Source organism: Arthrobacter sp. MDT2-34-1, assembly GCF_059091365.1.
Genome location: NZ_JBNHGO010000003.1, coordinates 520,693 through 537,632, shown reverse-complemented (window position 1 = coordinate 537,632; position 16,940 = coordinate 520,693). Strand labels below are relative to the sequence as shown.

Here is a 16,940-nt window from a genome sequence, read left to right as displayed (position 1 = left end):
ACCTGCTCCTAGCGCGCGCGCTGCCGCGAAATCTCGTACAGGCTGATGCCCACGGCCATGGAAGCGTTGAGCGACTCCATCGCCGAGTCGATCGGGATGGAGACGATCTGGTCGCAGTGTTCCCGGACCAGCCGGGACAGGCCCTTGCCCTCGGATCCCACCACGAGGCACACCGGTTCGGTGGCCAGCGACAGGTCCGGCAGCGAGACGTCGCCGCCGCCGTCCAGGCCGAGCACGAAGATGCCCAGCTGCTGGAAAGCCTTGAGCGTATTGGTCAGGTTGCCCGCCTTGGCCACCGGCACGCGCACCGCCGCGCCGGCGCTGGTCTTCCACGCGGAGGCCGTCATCCCGACCGAGCGGCGCTCGGGCACGATCACGCCGTGGCCGCTGAAGGCCGAGGCCGAACGGATGATGGCGCCGAGGTTGCGCGGGTCGGTGATGCCGTCCAGGGCCACGAACAGCGGGGCGTTGTTGATGTAGCCCTTCTTGAACTTGGCCATGGTTTCCTCGGCCAGTTCCAGGGCGTCCTGGTAGTCATAGGGCGGGATCTGCAGCACCAGGCCCTGGTGGACGGCGTCATCGGTCATCCGGTCCAGTTCCGGCTTGTGCGATTCGAGCACCGGAATACCGCGTTCGGCGGCGATCTTCAGGGATTCCCTGACGCGGTCGTCCATCTCGATCCGGACCCCGACGTGCAGCGCCTTGGCGGGAACACCGGCGCGCAGGGCTTCCACCACGGAGTTGCGTCCGGTTACCATCTCGCCGGCGGACTTGCCGCGGCGGGGCGCCGGCCCGCGCTGGCCGGCCGGGCGCTTGGCGGCCGAGCGTTCGGAGAGCTGCTTGGTGCGGTACGCCTTGTGGTACGGGCGGTCTTCGGCCTTCGGGGTCGGCCCCTTGCCTTCGAGCGCCTTGCGCCCGTGTCCGCCGGTTCCGGCGGTGGGTCCCTTTTTGGACTTGCGCACCGCTCCGGGGCGAGGTTTGTTGGCCATCGAAAAACTACCTTTGTGTTGGGGAAGATACGTTCCCACGCGCGGCGCACCGGCTGTGAGCGGCAGGCCCGACGGGAATCGTCTGCTTTAAAGGGTACCGCCCAACGGTGCGGGCTGCCGTCAGCCGAGATTCCAGCTGGCGCCCTCGGCCGAATCCTCCACCACGATCCCGGCGGCCGCCAGGGTGTCGCGGATGGCATCGGCGCGGGCCCAGTCCTTCGCCTCGCGGGCCAGCCGACGCTCCTCCAGTTGCGCGCTGACCAGCACGTCCAGGGCCTGAAGGGCCGCGGGGTCCGCGCCGCCGCTGCTCCAGTGCGGATCCAGCGGGTTGATGTACAGCACGTCGGTCATCGCCATGACCTGGTGCAGCGCGCGGGTGGCCGCTTCCTTGTCGCGGGCGTCCAGCGCGGTGTTGCCGGCCCGCACCGTTTCGTGGACCACTGCCAGCGCCTGCGGCACGTTGAGGTCGTCGTCCATGGCCGCGGCGAAAGCCTCCGGGACGCGTTCGGTCACGACGAAGCCGAACTGCTCGCCGTAGAGGAACTTCAGCGCCCGCTGCATGAATCCCTCGATCCGCTCCACCGCGGCGCCCGCTTCCACCAGCGAGCCGGGGTTGTAGTCCAGCGCGGACCGGTACTGGGCCTGGCCCAGGTAGTAGCGGACCACCAGCGGCCTGGCGTCCTGAAGCATCTCCGCGGGGGTGATGATGTTGCCGATCGATTTGGACATCTTCTCGCCCTCGAAGGTGACCATGCCGTTGTGCATCCAGAAGTTGGCGAACCCGTGCCCGGCCGCCCGGGACTGGGCCATCTCGTTCTCGTGGTGCGGGAACCGCAGGTCCAGCCCGCCGCCGTGGATGTCGAACTCGGTGCCCAGGTACTTGGTGACCATGGCCGAGCACTCCAGGTGCCAGCCCGGGCGGCCGGCTCCCCACGGGCTGGACCAACTGGCCGTCTCCGGCTCGCCGTCCTTGTGTCCCTTCCAGAGCGCGAAGTCGCGCGGATCCTTCTTGCCGCGCGGGCCGGCGTCGGGCGCCGCCTGCATGTCCTCGATCCGCTGATGCGTCAGCGAGCCGTATTCCGGCCACGAGCGCACATCGAAGTACACGTCACCGGAATCGTCCAGCGCCGGGTAGGCGTGGCCGCGGTCGATCAACTGCTGGATCAGGCGGTGCATCTCCGGAATGTGGCCGGTGGCGCGCGGTTCGTAGGTGGGCCGTTCCACGCCCAGGATGTCGTAGGCCTTGGCGAATTCCTGCTCGTAGCGGTAGGCCAGCGCCCACCACGGCTCGTTCGGCACCGGCACCATCGGGTCTTCGGCCGCGCCGGGGCGGAAGGATTCGGCGGACTTGACCAGGATCTTGTCGTCGATGTCCGTCACGTTGCGCACTACCGTGACGTCATACCCGCTGTAGCGCAGCCAACGGGTGAGCTGGTCGAAGGCGATGGCCGAACGGATATGGCCGACGTGCGGATCGCCCTGCACCGTGGCCCCGCAGTAGTAGAGCCCGGCCTTGCCCGGGGCCAGCGGGACGAAGTCGCGGACTTGCGCGGTGGCGGTGTCATAGAATCTCAGGCTCACCGCTCTAGCCTAGCCGCGGCCGCCACGCCGGTGCGAACGCACCCTGCTACGGCAGCTTCACGACGACGGCGGTGGCCACCGCCGCGATCCCCTCGCCGCGGCCGGTGAATCCCAGCCCGTCGCTGGTGGTCGCCGAAACGCTGACCGGCGCACCGGCGGCCTCACTGAGCACCGCCTCGGATTCGGACCGGCGCGGCCCGAACTTGGGGCGGTTGCAGACCAACTGAACCGCGATATTGCCGATCTCGAACCCCGCCTCGCGGACGATCCGCGCCGCTTCTGACAGCAACCGGACCCCCGAGGCGCCGGCGTACTCGGGACGGTCGGTGCCGAAGTGCGTGCCGAGGTCTCCGATCCCGGCCGCGGAAAACAGCGAATCCGCGGCGGCGTGGGCGGCGGCGTCTCCGTCGGAGTGGCCGGCCAGGCCTCGCTCCCCCTCCCACAGCAGGCCGCCCAGCCACAACGGCTGGGGGTCGGAGTCCGGGGCGAAAGCATGGACGTCCACTCCGATTCCGGTACGCGGGAGGGGAAACGGGAAGTCGGGCACGGTCAGCCTTTCATGACGGGTCGGGGCCGGCCGGCGGCCAGCAGGGCCTCCGCCACGGTCAGATCCAGCGGCGTGGTGATCTTCAGGGCCCGCGCGGAGCCGGGCACCAGCATCACGTCGATGCCGTGGCGCTCCAGCAACAGGGCTTCGTCGGTGATGGCGGCGGCCTCCTCGGGGGCCATGCCGGCCAGGCTCCGGTGCGCCACGGCCAGGGTTGCCGCGTCGAACCCCTGCGGTGTCTGGACGGCGCGCAGCCGGGTGCGGTCCACGGTGGCCGCCACCTTCTCGGGTGAGATTTCTGCCCCGGCGCCGGTGCTCGGCGCGGCCTCCTTGATGGTGTCCACCACCGGCACCGCAGGAACGACGGCGCGCGCGCCGGCCGCCAGCGCGGCGGCGACCCGTTCGAAGACCTCGGGCGGGGTGAGCGCCCGGGCCGCGTCGTGCACCAGGACCCCGGACATGCCGTCGCCCAGCCCGCGGAGCGCGGCGGCGACCGAGGCGGCCCGGGTGGTACCGCCGTCGACCGCGGAGATCGGGGTGTCGGGATACTGCGCGGCGAAGCCCGCGCAGAGCTGCCGCAGGGCGGTGTCGCCGGCCGGGACGGCCACACAGATCCGTGACGCGATGCCGGCCGCCAGCACGCCCCGCAGCGCGTGGGAGAGGATCGGTTCGCCGGCCAGCGGGACCTGGGCCTTGGGCAGGCCATAGCCGAGGCGGGTGCCCGAGCCGGCCGCCACGATGATCACGCCCAAGGACGTGCTTGCTGTGCTCACCCCTTTAGCCTAATGGGGCCGCGGCCGGGCGGTTTGGCCACGAAAAAGCGGCCGGCTTCCAGTGCTGGATGCCGGCCGCTTGGAGCGTGGTCAGGAGGCGAGAACCTCGTCGAGGACCTCTGCTGCCTTGTCTTCGTCGGTCTTCTCCGCGAGGGCGAGTTCGGAAACCAGGATCTGGCGCGCCTTGGCCAGCATCCGCTTCTCGCCCGCGGAAAGGCCGCGGTCGTGGTCCCGGCGCCACAGGTCGCGGACAACTTCCGCCACCTTAATGACATCGCCGGAGGCCAGCTTTTCCAGGTTCGCCTTGTAGCGGCGGGACCAGTTGGTCGGTTCCTCGGTGAACTCGGCACGGAGCACATCGAACACATGCTCGAGGCCTTCCTTGCCCACCACATCGCGGACGCCGACCAAATCCACGTTCTCCGCCGGTACTTCAATCGTCAGATCGCCCTGGGCAACCCGGAGCTTGAGATACATCTTCTCTTCACCTTTGATGGTGCGCATTTTGATCTCTTCGATCTTTGCGGCACCGTGGTGAGGGTAAACAACTGTCTCGCCGACCTCAAATACCATCTGTAGTATCCCCTTTCCCGACCACCAGTTTATCACGGATGGTTTGGCCACTTCCGCGAGTTTGCAGGCCTCTACGCCCGTCCGAGCGTTAGAATGCCGCGCTTTGCCCCCTTGACGGATAGCGGATTTGGTGCTTCGCCCGCGGGTACCTACCGGCGTCGAATCCTACTTTTCACCGGTTTGCCGATAGGCTAGGCGAGGCAAGCTGCCTAGATCTGCAGCACCGCACCCTGACTTTGACTGAGGAGTTTCTGCCGTGAAGATTGCGCCGAAGAACCGTGTGCAGCGCACCCTTGTAGCAGGCGCCGCCGCGCTCACCCTGCTCGCATCGACCGGATGCGGCGCAATCAACGAACAGGCCACCACCAAGTCCTACTCCGCCAGCGACGGCATCGTGGCCAACGTCGGCTCGATCGGACTGCGCAACCTGCTGGTCGTCGCAGAGTCTGCCGACGCCCCCGCCCGTGTCCTCGGTACCGCCTTCAACACCTCCGATTCTCCCGTGCAGATGGCCCTGACCGGCCCGGGCAGCACCGCCACCGTCACCATCCCGGCAGACGGGAAGGTCATCTTCGAAGAGGATGAGAACGAGACGATCGTCGGCAGCCCGGGTGCCGCTCCCGGCGCCCTGGTGGACATCACCGTCCGCGTGAACAACGAGTCCGCCGACGTGCTGGTGCCGGTGCTCGACGGCACGCTGCCGGAGTACCGGGACTTCGTTCCGTCGGCCGAGCCCACGGAAACCGCGGCGCCTGCCGAGACCGCCTCACCGACAGACGGCGCCGCGGAAGAGCCGACCGGCGAGCCCACCGAAGAGGCCGGCGCCTAACCCGCCCATCGCTTCACAAAAGGCCGGGCCGCTTCCCTTTCGGGAAGCTGCCCGGCCTTTTGCCGTGCTGACGCCCTCGGTTTACGGTTCGAACTTGTAGCCGAGCCCGCGCACGGTAACCAGGTAGCGGGGCGCAGACGGATCGGGTTCGATCTTGCTGCGCAGCCGCTTGACGTGCACGTCCAGGGTTTTGGTGTCACCGACGTAGTCGGAGCCCCAGACGCGGTCGATCAGCTGCCCGCGCGTCAGGACCCGGCCGGAGTTGCGCAGCAGCATCTCCAGCAGTTCGAACTCCTTCAGCGGCAGCGACACCGGCTCGCCGTCCACGCTGACCACGTGGCGTTCCACGTCCATCCGCACCGGTCCGGCAGAGACTGCATTGGGCACCAGTTCTTCCGGTTCGGCCTGGCGGCGCAGTACCGCGCGGACCCGGGCCACCAGCTCGCGCGAGGAGTAGGGCTTGGTGACGTAGTCGTCGGCACCGAGTTCCAGCCCTACCACCTTGTCGATTTCCGAGTCCTTGGCGGTGAGCATGATGACCGGAACGGCGGAGCGTTGCCGCAGCTGCCGGCACACCTCGGTTCCGGACTGTCCCGGCAGCATCAGGTCCAGCAGGACCAGGTCCGCTCCGGAGCGGTCGAACGCAACGATGGCGTCCAACCCGTTATCCACCACCTCGACTTCGAAGCCCTCTTTGCCCAACAGATAGCTCAACGGATCGCTCAGCGATTCTTCATCTTCGACGACCAGAATGCGGGTCAAGCACCGACTCCTTGTTCATGCGCCACACCGGCGCCCTGCGTGCGCGGCTCCACGGATTCTGTGGTGCCGCCGTCTTCCTGCTCCATTTCCGGCAGCCGCACGGTGAAGGTGGAGCCCTGTCCGGGCTGCGACCACACCGATACTTCCCCGCCGTGCTGGGAGATGACGTGTTTGACAATGCTCAGGCCCAGGCCGGTTCCCCCGGTTTGCCGCGAGCGGGCATCGTCGATCCGGTAGAACCGTTCGAAGATGCGGTCTTGCTGATCGGGGGTGATGCCCGGGCCCTGGTCGGTCACCGAGACAGTGGCCAGCCCTTCGCGCACGCGCAGCCCCACACCCACCTTGCTCCGTTCGGGCGCGTAGCGGATCGCGTTGTCGATCAGGTTCCGGAACGCGGTGGTCAGCAGTTCGGCATCGCCGAAGACCGGCCCGTCAATCTTCCCGCCCACCGACAGTTCGATGTGCCGGCTTTCGGCCATCAGCTTGTTGCGGTCCACGGCCTCGGCCACCACGGCATTCAGGTCCACCTCGGTACCGTCCTGCACCACGTCCGCGCCCTGGAGCCGGCTCAACTCGATGATGTCCTGCACCAGGGCGCCCAGCCGGCGCGACTCCTTGTGCATGCGGCCGGCGAAGCGGCGCACCGCTTCCTCGTCGTCGGCGGCGTCGTCGATGGCCTCGGCCAGCAGCGAGATGGCTCCGACCGGGGTCTTCAATTCGTGGGACACGTTGGCCACGAAGTCGTTGCGCATCGCTTCGGTGCGGGTTATCTCCGTCCGGTCATCGGCCAGCAGCAGGATGTACTCCTCGCCGATGGGTGCCACGCGCACCTGGACCACAATGGTGCCCTGGCCGAGCGGACCGCGCGGCAGCTCCAGTTGCCGCTCCTCGATCACGCCGTCGCGGCGCACTCGGGCGGTCAGGTCGAGCAACTCGGAATGCACCACGGTGTGCCCGCGGACCAAACCGAAGGCATAAGCGGCGGGGCTGGCCCGGACCACGCCGTCGATCGCGTCCACCACTACATAGGCGCGGCCGACGACGGAAAGCACCTCGGCGGCACCGTCCGGCAGCGTCGGTTCGTCCACTTCCTGCAGGCGCCGCCGTTGGCGATCGCTCAGGCCGAAGGCGAGCACACCGAAGCTGCCCAGCACCAAGCCCACGAGCCCTGCCAGCAAGCCGAATATCAGTGGATCCACGCCTCTAGCTTAGGCGCAGCCGGGCACGTGCCAGGGCCGTTCGGTAGCAATCGCCTCCCCGTTCAACTAACGTTCACTTGAGGTGGCGTAATAGTTCACCGCGGGCTGAGAGGGTATGAAGCCAGTGGGATGCTAGGACCCCTATGCTCCACGTACACAAGCGAAAGGACGCCAGTGCGCAAGGTTTTCCAAGCCGAACTCCATCAAGTCGGAGAGCAGCTGGTAGAGATTTCCCGGTTGGTCACCGAGGCGATGCAGAAGGCAACCACGGCGCTCGACACCGCCGACATCGATTTGGCCCAGGAAGTCATTGCCGCCGACGCCCGGATCGATTTCCTCCAGACGGACCTGGACGAGCGTTCCATTGACATCCTGGCGCTGCAGGGTCCGGTCGCCTCGGACCTGCGGATGATTGTCGGCGCCCTGCGGATGAGCGCCTCGCTGGAGCGGATGGGCGACCTCGCCCGGCACATCGCGCAACTGGTCCGGCTGCGTTATCCGGACCTCGTGATCCCCGCATCGCTGCGCGACACGTTCCGGGAGTTCGCCGAGAAGGACATTGCGATCTCCGAGAAGCTGACCGAACTGCTCGAGACCCGCGACCTGGACCTCGCCGCCCAGATCGACACGTACAACTCCCGCATCAATGAGCTGCATGCCGGCGTCTTCAAGGCGATTGCCGATCCGGCCTGGAACTCCTCCGGGCCGACCACCGTGGACGTCTCGCTGGCGAGCCGTTACTTCGAGCGTTTCGCCGACCACGGCGTCTCCGTGTCCCGCAAGGTGACCTATCTGGTCACCGGCGAATGGCGCCCCAACGGCCAGTCCGTGTAACGCAGGACCTTAAGCAGGAAGGCCGGCTCCCCGCGGGGAGCCGGCCTTCCTGCTTAAGCGTGCGGCAACTTCTTGGCGTGTGGCTACTTCTTGCCCTGGTTCGCCACGGCCTGGATGGCTTCCGCCGCGGCCGCGGCATCCAGGTAGGTGCCGCCGGCGGTGACGGGCTTCAGGTTCTCGTCCAGCTCGTACACCAGCGGGATGCCGGTAGGGATGTTCAGCCCTGCGATGTCTTCGTCGCTGATGCCGTCCAGGTGCTTGACCAGGGCGCGCAGCGAGTTGCCGTGCGCGGCCACGAGCACCGTCTTGCCCGCCTTGAGGTCCACGGAAATGTCCGATTCCCAGTACGGCAGGAAGCGCTCCAGCACATCCTTCAGGCATTCGGTCCGCGGCACGGCGTCCCCCAGATCCGCGTAGCGGGGGTCGTTGGCCTGCGACCATTCGCTGGCGTCGTCCAGGGCGGGCGGCGGCGTGTCGTAGGACCGGCGCCAGACCATGAACTGTTCCTCGCCGAACTCATTGCGGATCTGCGCCTTGTCCTTGCCCTGCAGGGCGCCGTAGTGGCGCTCGTTCAGCCGCCAGCTGCGCTTGACGTCGATCCAGCTGCGGTCGGCGGCCTCCAGCGCGAGGTTGGCTGTGACAATGGCCCGCTTCAGCCGCGAGGTGTACAGGACGTCGGGAAGCAGATTGTGCTCGACCAGCAGCTCGCCGCCGCGGTGCGCTTCCTCGCGTCCCAGGTCGGTTAGCGGGACGTCGACCCAGCCGGTGAACAGGTTCTTTTCGTTCCAGTCGCTCTGCCCGTGGCGCAACAGGACCAGCGTGTGTTTCGAGGTGGAAGTCATGGCTGCCATCCTAGCGGAGCACCGCGCGGCACCGGCGGCAGCGGCATGACATTACGGGGCCAAACCCGGGGGCAGCCCCGCAATTCCCGCCAGTGACCTTGCGCACATCCGGCCCGTAGCGGCCTGTGCGGGCCCGCCGTGCCCCTATTCTTTTTTCTCGTGCCTCAGACGACCGCCGCCGCCAGCCGTCCCGTCCGCCGCCCCATCGGCACGGCCACCCGCGGCACCACCAGTCCCAACCGGCTGCGCCGCGCGGACCGCTGGCTGGCCGGTCCGGCCGCCGGCTGCCTCCGCCGGTCGGCGGACCCGCTCGTCATCGACCTGGGCTATGGGGCGGCGCCAACCACCGCCGTCGAACTCCACCACCGCCTGTCCCGGGTGCGTCTCGACATTGAGGTGATCGGGATCGAAATTGAGCCGGCACGCGTCGCCGTGGCCAAGGCGTTGGAGCGGCCTGGCCTGACCTTCCGGCAGGGCGGCTTCGAAATCCCGGTGGCAGGCCGACGGCCAGCAGTGGTCCGCGCGTTTAACGTGCTGCGGCAGTACCCGGAATCCGAGTACGGCGCCGCGTGGGACACGGTGCGGGGACGGCTGGCGCCGGGCGGGCTGTTCATCGACGGCACCTGCGATGAGATCGGCCGCCGCGCCACCTGGATCGCGGTGGCGCCGGAAGGGCCGCTCTCGCTGAGCATCTCGCTGCGGTTCGGCGCCTTCTGCCGGCCCTCCGAGGTGGCCGAGCGGCTGCCCAAGGCGCTGATCCACCACAATGTTCCCGGCGAGCGGGTGCACTGCTACCTGCAGGCGCTGGACCGCGCGTGGGCAGACGCGGCTCCGCTGGCCGCGTTCGGAACCCGGCAGCGCTGGCTGGCTATGTGCCAGAGGATGCACGACGCCGGGTGGCCGCTTCTCGACGGGCCGTCGAGGTGGCGGCTGGGGGAAGTCACCGTGGCGTGGCACGCCGTCGCGCCCGCGGGGTGAGTTCGGCAGAACCTACCAGGGGTAGGCGGACCCGCCGCCCTTGACCTCGATCAGGGCGGGCTTGACGTCCGCCAGGTACACGCCGGCAGCGGCAACGGCGGCCAGTTGGAAGATCATCCACGTGCCCAGGCCGCCGGCGCCCAACGCGGCCAGGGCCCCGACCGCCGTGGAGGCTGCCAGCACGCCGACCCAGAAGCCCTTGGTCTTCTTGAATGCGGCCTGGAAGTAGTCGGCCTTGCGGCCCACGCAATCCGCCAGCGCCCATATCTCGATCACCAGGGCGACCAGCCCCAGGACCGTGTAGAGCCAGTATTGGATGTCGTAGGCGAGTAGCACGGCTTAAGCCTAACCGGTGGGGGTGCGTTTCCGCAGCCTCACACGTCCGCCGCGGCGAGTGCCTGGTCCAGGTCCGCCCAGAGGTCGGCGGGGTTCTCGATTCCCACCGACAGCCGCAGCAGGTTCTCCGGAACGCTCTCGGGTTCGTTGACATGGCGGCGGCGCCGCTCGATCAGCGATTCCACGCCGCCCAGCGAGGTCGCCGGCAGCCACAGCCCGAGCGCGTCAATGACCTTGTCCGCGGCCGCTGCCCCGCCCTTGACCTGAATGGCGATGATGGAGCCGAAGCCGTCCATCTGCGCCGCGGCGCGGGCGTGCCCCGGATCTTCGGGCAGGCCGGGGTAGCGCACGGCCTCCACGGCCCGGTGTTGCTGCAGTTTTCGGGCCAGTTCGCCGGCAGTGGCCTGGGAGCGTTCCACCCGCAGCGCCAGAGTCCGCACGCCGCGCAGTGCCAGCCAGGTCTCGAACGGTCCGGCGATGGCGCCGCGCAGCGACCGGTGCACCAGCAGCTTCGAGCGCAGGTCCTCGTCGGACGTGACCAGGGCGCCGAGCACCACGTCCGAATGGCCGGCCAGGTACTTCGTCACCGAATGCACGACGACGTCGACCCCCGCCGCCAGCGGACGCTGGCCCAAGGGTGTGGAGAAGGTGTTGTCCGCGACCACCAGGGCGCCGGCCGCGTGGGCGGCACGGGCGAGCACCTCCACTTCGGCGATCTCGAGCATCGGGTTGGTCGGGCTTTCCAGCCAGAGCATGTCGGCGCCGGCTAACTGAGCCGTGACGGCGGCGGTGTCCGCGATGTCCACCGTGCGCAACTCCAGTTCCCCGCGCCCGGCCAACTCCTCGGCAATGGCCAGGCTGCCCTGGTAGCTGTGCCGCGGCATCACCAGCACGCCGCCGGGAGGGAGCAGCGACAGCGCGGCCGAAACGGCCGCGAGCCCGGACGCGAAGACCAGTCCGGGCAGGGACGCGCCTTCCAACTCGGCCAGGGTTTCTTCGAACGGATCCCAGGTCGGGTTGGAGTAGCGGCCGTAGGCGCGGTCCCCCTGCACCACTTCGCCCCGGCCGAAGAACGTGGAGGACAACACCAGCGGCGGGTTGACCGGTGCGTCGTGGTCGCGGGGCGGCCGTCCGGAGGAAACCACAACGGTGTCCGGGGCGAGTTGCCCGGCATCCTGGCGGCCGTGGGAGAAGGCGTCGGTCATGAGAGCACATTAGTACCACCGCCATCCACACGCTAACTGTGACCGTCCCGCGGGCCCCGGCGATTCCCGCTAGGCTAATCAGGTGAGTTCCGACCGCCAGCCCGCCACCGCACGCGGCCTCTTTATCGCATTCGAAGGCGGGGACGGGGCCGGGAAATCAACCCAGGCCGCCGCCGTCGAACAGCGTCTGCAGGGGATGGGCCGGACGGTGCTACGTACCCGGGAACCCGGCGGCACCCCCGTGGGGGAAAAGCTGCGCGCGCTGGTGCTCGAACACGGCCACGGCGAGATCGACGCCCGCACCGAGGCCCTGATCTTCTCCGCCTCCCGGGCCGCCCACGTGGAACAGGTCATTCGGCCGGCGCTGGAGCGCGGCGAGGTGGTGGTCTGCGACCGGTTCATCGACTCCTCGGTGGCGTACCAGGGCGCCGGCCGCGGGCTCGGACTGGCGGCGGTGCGGGAGCTCAACCTGTGGGCCACGGACGGGCTGCTGCCCGACCTGACCGTGCTGCTGGACGTTGCCCCGCAGCAGGGCCGCGAGCGGCGCACGGCCGGGGATGCCGCCGAGGACCGGCTGGAGTCAGAGGCCGACGACTTCCACTCCCGGATCCGGGACGCCTTTGTGGAACTGGCCGACGCAGCCCCGGAGAAGTACCTGGTCCTGGACGCCGCCGCCGACCGCGACGACCTGACCGGGGCCATCATGGCCCGGGTGCGGGAGCTGCTGGCATGAGCGTCTGGTCCGACCTGCCCGGCCAGGCCGCGGTAATCGAACAGCTCAGCCGGGCGGCCGCCGCCGAACGCCCCGCGCACGCCTGGCTCTTTACCGGCCCGCCCGGCTCCGGCCGCAGCAACGCCGCCAAGTCCTTCGCCGCGGCGCTGTTGTGCGACCACGCGGATCCGGCCAAACGCGGCTGCGGGGCCTGCCATGCCTGCCGCACGGTGCTGGCCGGTTCCAATGCCGATGCCACCCTGGTGGCCACCGAGAACGTGACGTTCTCCATTCAGGAGATGCGCGAACTGGTCGGCAAGGCGCAGGACAAGCCGTCCTCGGGGCGCTGGCGCGTGATCATCATCGAGGACGCGGACCGGATGACCGAGCGCACCACCAACGTGCTGCTCAAGGCCATCGAGGAACCGCCGCCGCGGACCATCTGGATCCTGTGTACGCCCAGCCCGGCGGACGTGCTGGTGACCATCCGCTCGCGCTGCCGCCCGGTCAGCCTGCGCATTCCGCCGCCCGACGACGTCGCCGCCCTCCTGGTCCGCCGGGACGGCGCGGATCCCGAGCTGGCCGGCTTCGCCGCCCGGGTTTCCCAAAGCCACATCGGCGTGGCCCGCCGCCTGGCCACCGACGCCGATGCCCGCCACCGCCGCGACACGATTGTGCGGCTGCCGCTGCGGCTGCGGGGTGTGGCCGACGCCGTCACCGCCGCAGGCGAACTCGTGGAGATCTCCAATGCCGACGCCGCGGCCGCCTCCGAACAGCGCAACGAGGCCGAGCGCGAGTCACTGCTGGTCGCGCTCGGGGCACCCGAGAAGGGCGCCATGCCGCCGGCCATCCGCAGCCAGCTCAAGCGGCTGGAGGAAGACCAGAAACGCCGCGCCAAGCGCAGTGTCAGCGACTCGCTGGACCGGGTCATGATCGACCTGAGCACGTTCTTCCGCGACGTGCTCACCCTCCAGCTGGGTACCGGCACCGAACTGGTCAACGAATACCTGCGCCAGGATCTGACCGCCTACGCGGAACGATCCACCCCCGAACAGACGTTGGGCAGGATGGACGCCATTGCCCAGGCCAGGCAGCGCCTGGGCACCAACGTTGCCCCCGTCCTGGCCATGGAAGCCATGGCCGTCAGCCTGCTCTGAGTCCCCGGACCCGCACGCAGCACTATCCAGGAGCCGCCCGCATGCCCCGCACCCGCCCCAGGCACCCCGCTTCAACGCGCCGTTCCCCAGCAGCGGTGCTGGCCGCCGTCGTCCTCCTGCTGGGCACCGGCTGTTCCGTGATCGCCCCGGAACAGGAGCGCGAGGCCGCGGACCCGGCGCAGGTCACCAACGGGGTGGCCGAAGAACTGATGCCGTACTACACGCAGGACGTCGACTGGCAGCCGTGCGAGAGCGGATTGGAGTGCGCGGACGTCGACGTGCCGCTGGACTACGCGGACCCCGGCGGCGAAAGCATCCAGATCGCCGCCATCCGCAGCGACGCCGGCGGTTCGGCGCAGGGGTCAATCCTGGTCAATCCGGGCGGGCCCGGCGGCTCCGGCTACGACCTGCTGCGCGACGGCCTCCAGACGATGTTTTCCGAGCAGCTGCGGAGCGAGTACGACCTGGTCGGCTTTGATCCGCGGGGCGTGCAACGCTCGGCGCCGGTGACCTGCCAGACCGACGCCGAACGCGACGAGTCCCGGCAGAAGGAGTACGACCGCGACTCGGCCGAGGACCTCCAGCGGGCGATCGACGATGCGGCCGAGCTCGCCGCCCAGTGCGCGGAGAAGACCGGCGAGGTCCTGGGCCACGTGGACACGGTCAGCGCCGCCAAGGACATGGACATCATCCGGGCCGTCGTCGGCGACGAAAAGCTGAACTACCTGGGCTTCTCCTACGGCACGTTCCTGGGTGCCACCTACGCGGGGCTGTTCCCGGAGCGGACCGGCCGAATGGTGCTGGACGGTGCGCTGGATCCCTCGCTGAGCAACGAGCAGATCACGCTGGGCCAGGCGGCCGCCTTCGAGGACACCATCCACGCCTACGCGGAGTTTTGCCTGGAGAATGCCGGCTGCCCGATGAGCGGCGGCGTGGACGACGCCGTGGCCCAGCTGCGCGACCTGATTCGCTCCGTCGAGGAGAGCCCGCTCACCGCGTCGGACGGCCGGCTGGTCCCGGTCGGCACCTTTGTCTCCGGCCTGCTGGTGCCACTGTACGACGACGCCAGCTGGCCGCGTCTCACGCAGGCGCTAACGCATGCATTCCAGGGCGATCCCAGCACCGTGCTGTCGTTCGCAGACAGCAGCGCCGGACGCGCCCCCGACGGCCGCTACACCAGCAACGGCACGTTCGCCTTCATGGCGGTCAACTGCCTGGACTATCCGATGGAGACCGATTTGGCCGCCATGCGCGAGGACGCCAAGGAACTGGAGCAGGCCTCCCCCACCCTCGGCCGCTACCTGGCCTACGGCGGGGTGAACTGCAAGAACTGGCCGTACGAGCCCACCGGTGAACGCGCCCCGATTCACGCCGAGGGGGCCGCGCCGATGCTGGTGATCGGCACCACCGGCGACCCGGCCACCCCCTACGAGTGGGCCGAATCCATGGCCGAAGACCTGGCGTCGGCCACGCTGCTGACCTACGAGGGCGAAGGCCACACGGCGTACGGGCGGGGCAACACCTGCATCCGCGATGCGGTGGACAGCTACTTCGCCGACGGCACCATGCCGGCCGAGGGCACCGTCTGCTCCTGAGCCGTCCCGGGCCGGTCGTTTTGACCGGCCCGGCACGGCTCCCATATAGTTGTTCTTCGTGGATTCGGCCCGAAAACGGTCACAATCCCCGCCTCCTTAGCTCAGTCGGTAGAGCGTTTCACTCGTAATGAAAAGGTCGCCAGTTCGATTCTGGCAGGGGGCTCCATTTCCAAGGACTTTGGGGGTTCTAGACATCCCCGGGGCACGTATATGGCACGTTTTGCCGAAACGGTTGGTGGTCATGGCCTTGGTTGTAGAACCCAGGATGTGTCCCTCAACCAGCCTCATGGAACAGACACAAGAAATGCCCGCTGCCGAATGGGTTGAGGATACCTACGGAACAAGGTGTGCCTGGAGAATCGAGTCGTCGCAAAGCGACTGACTTCAGTCGTCGCCGTTGGCTCTTCCAGAAGCGCGTCGCATCTCTTCAATCAAGTCATAGCTAGGATGACGCTCCCCTAGTTGACGGCTGAAGGACGCTGCCCTTTTGGCCGATGCCTTAAGCGGATCTGCGACCTTTGCCCCACCTTGTCGCATTGAACGCCATTGCCCCTTCCTTGAGCTCCAACGTTCGGCCACAAAATCCGGAGTCCCACCTCCAGGGATGGGAACTTTCACACGGTAGCCGTGGTCTGTAAAACCCTTCCTGAACATATTCGGCGACTCCCACACGACGCCGCAGTAGACGTCCTGCCATGTGCCGTCGGGTTTACACTTCAGCTCAAACTCGATGCCCGGATGTCCTGGCCCCCATACCTGCACCTGAGGCGTCGACAGTGAAGTCTCCTTTACCCCAAACTGCGCCGGTTGCACCGTACCGCAGCCCGGGTCCGCGGGAGAGAATTAGGGAGACGAGGTACGGGCGAACAGTGTGGTACTCCAGACCCTTGAGCGATTCTTCAAGGACCTTTTCAGAGCCCTCAACGTGCAGAATGTGAAGACCTGACGACGAAGTCGAATAGCGCTGCAGGGCGAAAGCTCTCAAAGCGTACGCCAAGCTAGTCACAGCAACGGTCAGAGCGACCAAGCCTACGATCAAGTTTGCGGTTTCGGCCAGCGTCATGAAAACCAAAGTATCGTTGGACCGACTGTATTGCCCACGAGACGCACCGATAGCCACGGCGACGGCGGGGCGTAGAAGAATGACATCTAGGACTTCACGCTCCGCTCCTATGACGAAGAAGAACATGAAGAAACCCCAATCCCCTGCCACGTTCGCCTACATAACTGGTCTTGTTGTGCTCGGAGGCGCAGCCACGTTCTTCGGAACTGCTTGGTATTTCCGGTTGGTGCCGCTTGAGACCGCTTGGGGTAATTGGGCCAGCTGGGTTGGGGCTATTGGAACAATCGCAGGCTTTGCGGTCGCCATAAAAACCTTGCGGTATAACGACCAGATGCGGCAGGCAGATGAAGCCAACGGCCGAATCGCTCAGGCGAGACGAGTCGGCATCACATCGACTGTGGAGGCCAAGCCTGCCCCCGGCCCGTGGAAGGCACACCGTGATGCATGGACGGGCGAGCGCGACCATCCGGCTATCCCCTCGGTTGAAGAACAACAACACCTTGACTCATACACGGGCCCATGGATCGGGAAGGTCACATACGTCGTGCAGAACGGGACTTCCTATCCGCTTTTTAAGCCTGTTGTGGCGGTTGACACGCCAAAGCTGTCCTACGCGACGCCTGGGCAAGGGGCGAAAGTGATCCCACTGCCAGCGCTCGTCCCTGGAGGTACTTCAATCGGAACGTTCAACCTGGACCTTTCCACCCGTCCGGGAGAGGACATGATGCCAGACCTTATGGCACTGGAGTTCACAGATGTTTGGGAAGATCGGTGGCGAAGCACGTCTGAAGGCTGCACGAAAGTGGAACCTGAACAGCCCAAGTAGATTCCCAAGACCATGGGAGCGGCGACCCGAAGCTATAGTCGCGATTCGACACTGCCGGGACTACTGCACGTTTTATGAAGGATCCAAGGAGTTCGGCGCAAGCTTTCAGTCCGACGCTGTCAGAACGCCGAGAGGCTTC

General features: G+C 67.6%; 17 protein-coding genes and 1 tRNA gene. 8 read left to right on the top strand and 10 right to left on the bottom strand.

The window, feature by feature from the left end; translation table 11 throughout:
• Positions 1–8: 8 nt before the first annotated feature.
• The 5 genes from rlmB to AC5RVV_RS15780 form a co-directional block, all read right to left on the bottom strand.
• A complete protein-coding gene (rlmB, locus tag AC5RVV_RS15800; protein ID WP_494002328.1) occupies positions 9–989 on the bottom strand; it encodes a 23S rRNA (guanosine(2251)-2'-O)-methyltransferase RlmB in 981 nt (326 codons plus the stop codon).
• Positions 990–1,109: 120 nt separating this feature from the next.
• Positions 1,110–2,570, bottom strand: coding sequence for a cysteine--tRNA ligase (cysS, locus tag AC5RVV_RS15795; protein WP_494002327.1), 1,461 nt, complete (start codon positions 2,568–2,570; stop codon positions 1,110–1,112).
• 46 nt (positions 2,571–2,616) lie between these two features.
• Entirely contained in the window at positions 2,617–3,117 is a 501-nt protein-coding gene (ispF, locus tag AC5RVV_RS15790) for a 2-C-methyl-D-erythritol 2,4-cyclodiphosphate synthase (protein ID WP_494002326.1), read from the bottom strand.
• Between the two features lie 2 nt (positions 3,118–3,119).
• Positions 3,120–3,890, bottom strand: a complete 771-nt coding sequence (gene ispD / locus AC5RVV_RS15785; protein WP_494002325.1) for a 2-C-methyl-D-erythritol 4-phosphate cytidylyltransferase — start codon at positions 3,888–3,890, stop codon at positions 3,120–3,122.
• 90 nt (positions 3,891–3,980) lie between these two features.
• Positions 3,981–4,463: a CarD family transcriptional regulator gene (locus tag AC5RVV_RS15780; RefSeq protein WP_127513280.1), complete on the bottom strand. Its 483-nt coding sequence runs from the start codon at positions 4,461–4,463 to the stop codon at positions 3,981–3,983.
• 256 nt (positions 4,464–4,719) lie between these two features.
• Between AC5RVV_RS15780 and AC5RVV_RS15775 the strand changes: the two genes are divergently transcribed.
• Positions 4,720–5,292, top strand: a complete 573-nt coding sequence (locus tag AC5RVV_RS15775; RefSeq protein WP_494002324.1) for a hypothetical protein — start codon at positions 4,720–4,722, stop codon at positions 5,290–5,292.
• 81 nt (positions 5,293–5,373) lie between these two features.
• Here AC5RVV_RS15775 and AC5RVV_RS15770 read toward each other — a convergent pair whose 3' ends face one another.
• Both AC5RVV_RS15770 and AC5RVV_RS15765 read right to left on the bottom strand, forming a co-directional pair.
• Complete coding sequence (locus tag AC5RVV_RS15770) at positions 5,374–6,054, bottom strand: winged helix-turn-helix domain-containing protein (RefSeq protein WP_494002323.1); 681 nt, start codon at positions 6,052–6,054, stop codon at positions 5,374–5,376.
• Positions 6,051–7,253, bottom strand: a complete 1,203-nt coding sequence (locus AC5RVV_RS15765) for a sensor histidine kinase (protein WP_494002322.1) — start codon at positions 7,251–7,253, stop codon at positions 6,051–6,053. Before AC5RVV_RS15765 ends, AC5RVV_RS15770 begins: the two co-directional genes overlap by 4 nt.
• A gap of 174 nt (positions 7,254–7,427) precedes the next feature.
• Here AC5RVV_RS15765 and phoU point away from each other — a divergent pair, with 174 nt between their 5' ends.
• Positions 7,428–8,087 (top strand): phosphate signaling complex protein PhoU, encoded by a 660-nt coding sequence (gene phoU, locus AC5RVV_RS15760; RefSeq protein WP_494002321.1) that lies wholly within the window; start codon positions 7,428–7,430, stop codon positions 8,085–8,087.
• A gap of 83 nt (positions 8,088–8,170) precedes the next feature.
• On the opposite strand, the gene AC5RVV_RS15755 is transcribed toward phoU, so the two are convergent.
• Positions 8,171–8,929 (bottom strand): phosphoglyceromutase, encoded by a 759-nt coding sequence (locus AC5RVV_RS15755; protein ID WP_494002320.1) that lies wholly within the window; start codon positions 8,927–8,929, stop codon positions 8,171–8,173.
• A 159-nt stretch (positions 8,930–9,088) separates the two neighbouring features.
• On the opposite strand from AC5RVV_RS15755, the gene AC5RVV_RS15750 reads away from it, so the two are divergent.
• Positions 9,089–9,907, top strand: a complete 819-nt coding sequence (locus AC5RVV_RS15750; RefSeq protein ID WP_494002319.1) for a class I SAM-dependent methyltransferase — start codon at positions 9,089–9,091, stop codon at positions 9,905–9,907.
• Between the two features lie 12 nt (positions 9,908–9,919).
• Here AC5RVV_RS15750 and AC5RVV_RS15745 read toward each other — a convergent pair whose 3' ends face one another.
• Together AC5RVV_RS15745 and AC5RVV_RS15740 are read right to left on the bottom strand one after the other, a co-directional pair.
• Positions 9,920–10,243 carry a DUF2516 family protein gene (locus tag AC5RVV_RS15745; protein ID WP_493976898.1) on the bottom strand — a complete coding sequence of 108 codons (324 nt, stop codon included), beginning with the start codon at positions 10,241–10,243 and terminating at the stop codon, positions 9,920–9,922.
• Between the two features lie 38 nt (positions 10,244–10,281).
• The gene (locus tag AC5RVV_RS15740; RefSeq protein ID WP_494002318.1) at positions 10,282–11,448 is read right to left on the bottom strand and encodes a trans-sulfuration enzyme family protein; all 1,167 of its coding nucleotides are present in this window, start codon (positions 11,446–11,448) and stop codon (positions 10,282–10,284) included.
• Between the two features lie 82 nt (positions 11,449–11,530).
• Here AC5RVV_RS15740 and tmk point away from each other — a divergent pair, with 82 nt between their 5' ends.
• The 5 genes from tmk (at position 11,531) to AC5RVV_RS15715 (ending at position 16,801) form a co-directional block, all read left to right on the top strand.
• A complete protein-coding gene (tmk, locus tag AC5RVV_RS15735) occupies positions 11,531–12,181 on the top strand; it encodes a dTMP kinase (protein ID WP_494002317.1) in 651 nt (216 codons plus the stop codon).
• A complete protein-coding gene (locus tag AC5RVV_RS15730) occupies positions 12,178–13,317 on the top strand; it encodes a DNA polymerase III subunit delta' (protein ID WP_494002316.1) in 1,140 nt (379 codons plus the stop codon). Before tmk ends, AC5RVV_RS15730 begins: the two co-directional genes overlap by 4 nt.
• A 41-nt stretch (positions 13,318–13,358) precedes the next feature.
• Complete coding sequence (locus AC5RVV_RS15725) at positions 13,359–14,912, top strand: alpha/beta hydrolase (protein WP_494002315.1); 1,554 nt, start codon at positions 13,359–13,361, stop codon at positions 14,910–14,912.
• 90 nt (positions 14,913–15,002) lie between these two features.
• Positions 15,003–15,078: transfer RNA gene (locus tag AC5RVV_RS15720), tRNA-Thr, on the top strand.
• Between the two features lie 1,006 nt (positions 15,079–16,084).
• Positions 16,085–16,801 carry a hypothetical protein gene (locus tag AC5RVV_RS15715; RefSeq protein WP_494002314.1) on the top strand — a complete coding sequence of 239 codons (717 nt, stop codon included), beginning with the start codon at positions 16,085–16,087 and terminating at the stop codon, positions 16,799–16,801.
• The last annotated feature ends 139 nt before the right edge of the window (positions 16,802–16,940 follow it).

What these genes read in the sequence shown, in the direction of transcription:
- rlmB (WP_494002328.1), bottom strand. Translation starts at nt 989, where the DNA reads ATGGCCAACAAACCTCGCCCCGGAGCGGTGCGCAAGTCCAAAAAGGGA.
- AC5RVV_RS15780 (WP_127513280.1), bottom strand. Translation starts at nt 4,463, where the DNA reads ATGGTATTTGAGGTCGGCGAGACAGTTGTTTACCCTCACCACGGTGCC.
- AC5RVV_RS15755 (WP_494002320.1), bottom strand. Translation starts at nt 8,929, where the DNA reads ATGACTTCCACCTCGAAACACACGCTGGTCCTGTTGCGCCACGGGCAG.
- AC5RVV_RS15740 (WP_494002318.1), bottom strand. Translation starts at nt 11,448, where the DNA reads ATGACCGACGCCTTCTCCCACGGCCGCCAGGATGCCGGGCAACTCGCC.
- AC5RVV_RS15730 (WP_494002316.1), top strand. Translation starts at nt 12,178, where the DNA reads ATGAGCGTCTGGTCCGACCTGCCCGGCCAGGCCGCGGTAATCGAACAG.
- AC5RVV_RS15725 (WP_494002315.1), top strand. Translation starts at nt 13,359, where the DNA reads ATGCCCCGCACCCGCCCCAGGCACCCCGCTTCAACGCGCCGTTCCCCA.
- AC5RVV_RS15715 (WP_494002314.1), top strand. Translation starts at nt 16,085, where the DNA reads ATGACGAAGAAGAACATGAAGAAACCCCAATCCCCTGCCACGTTCGCC.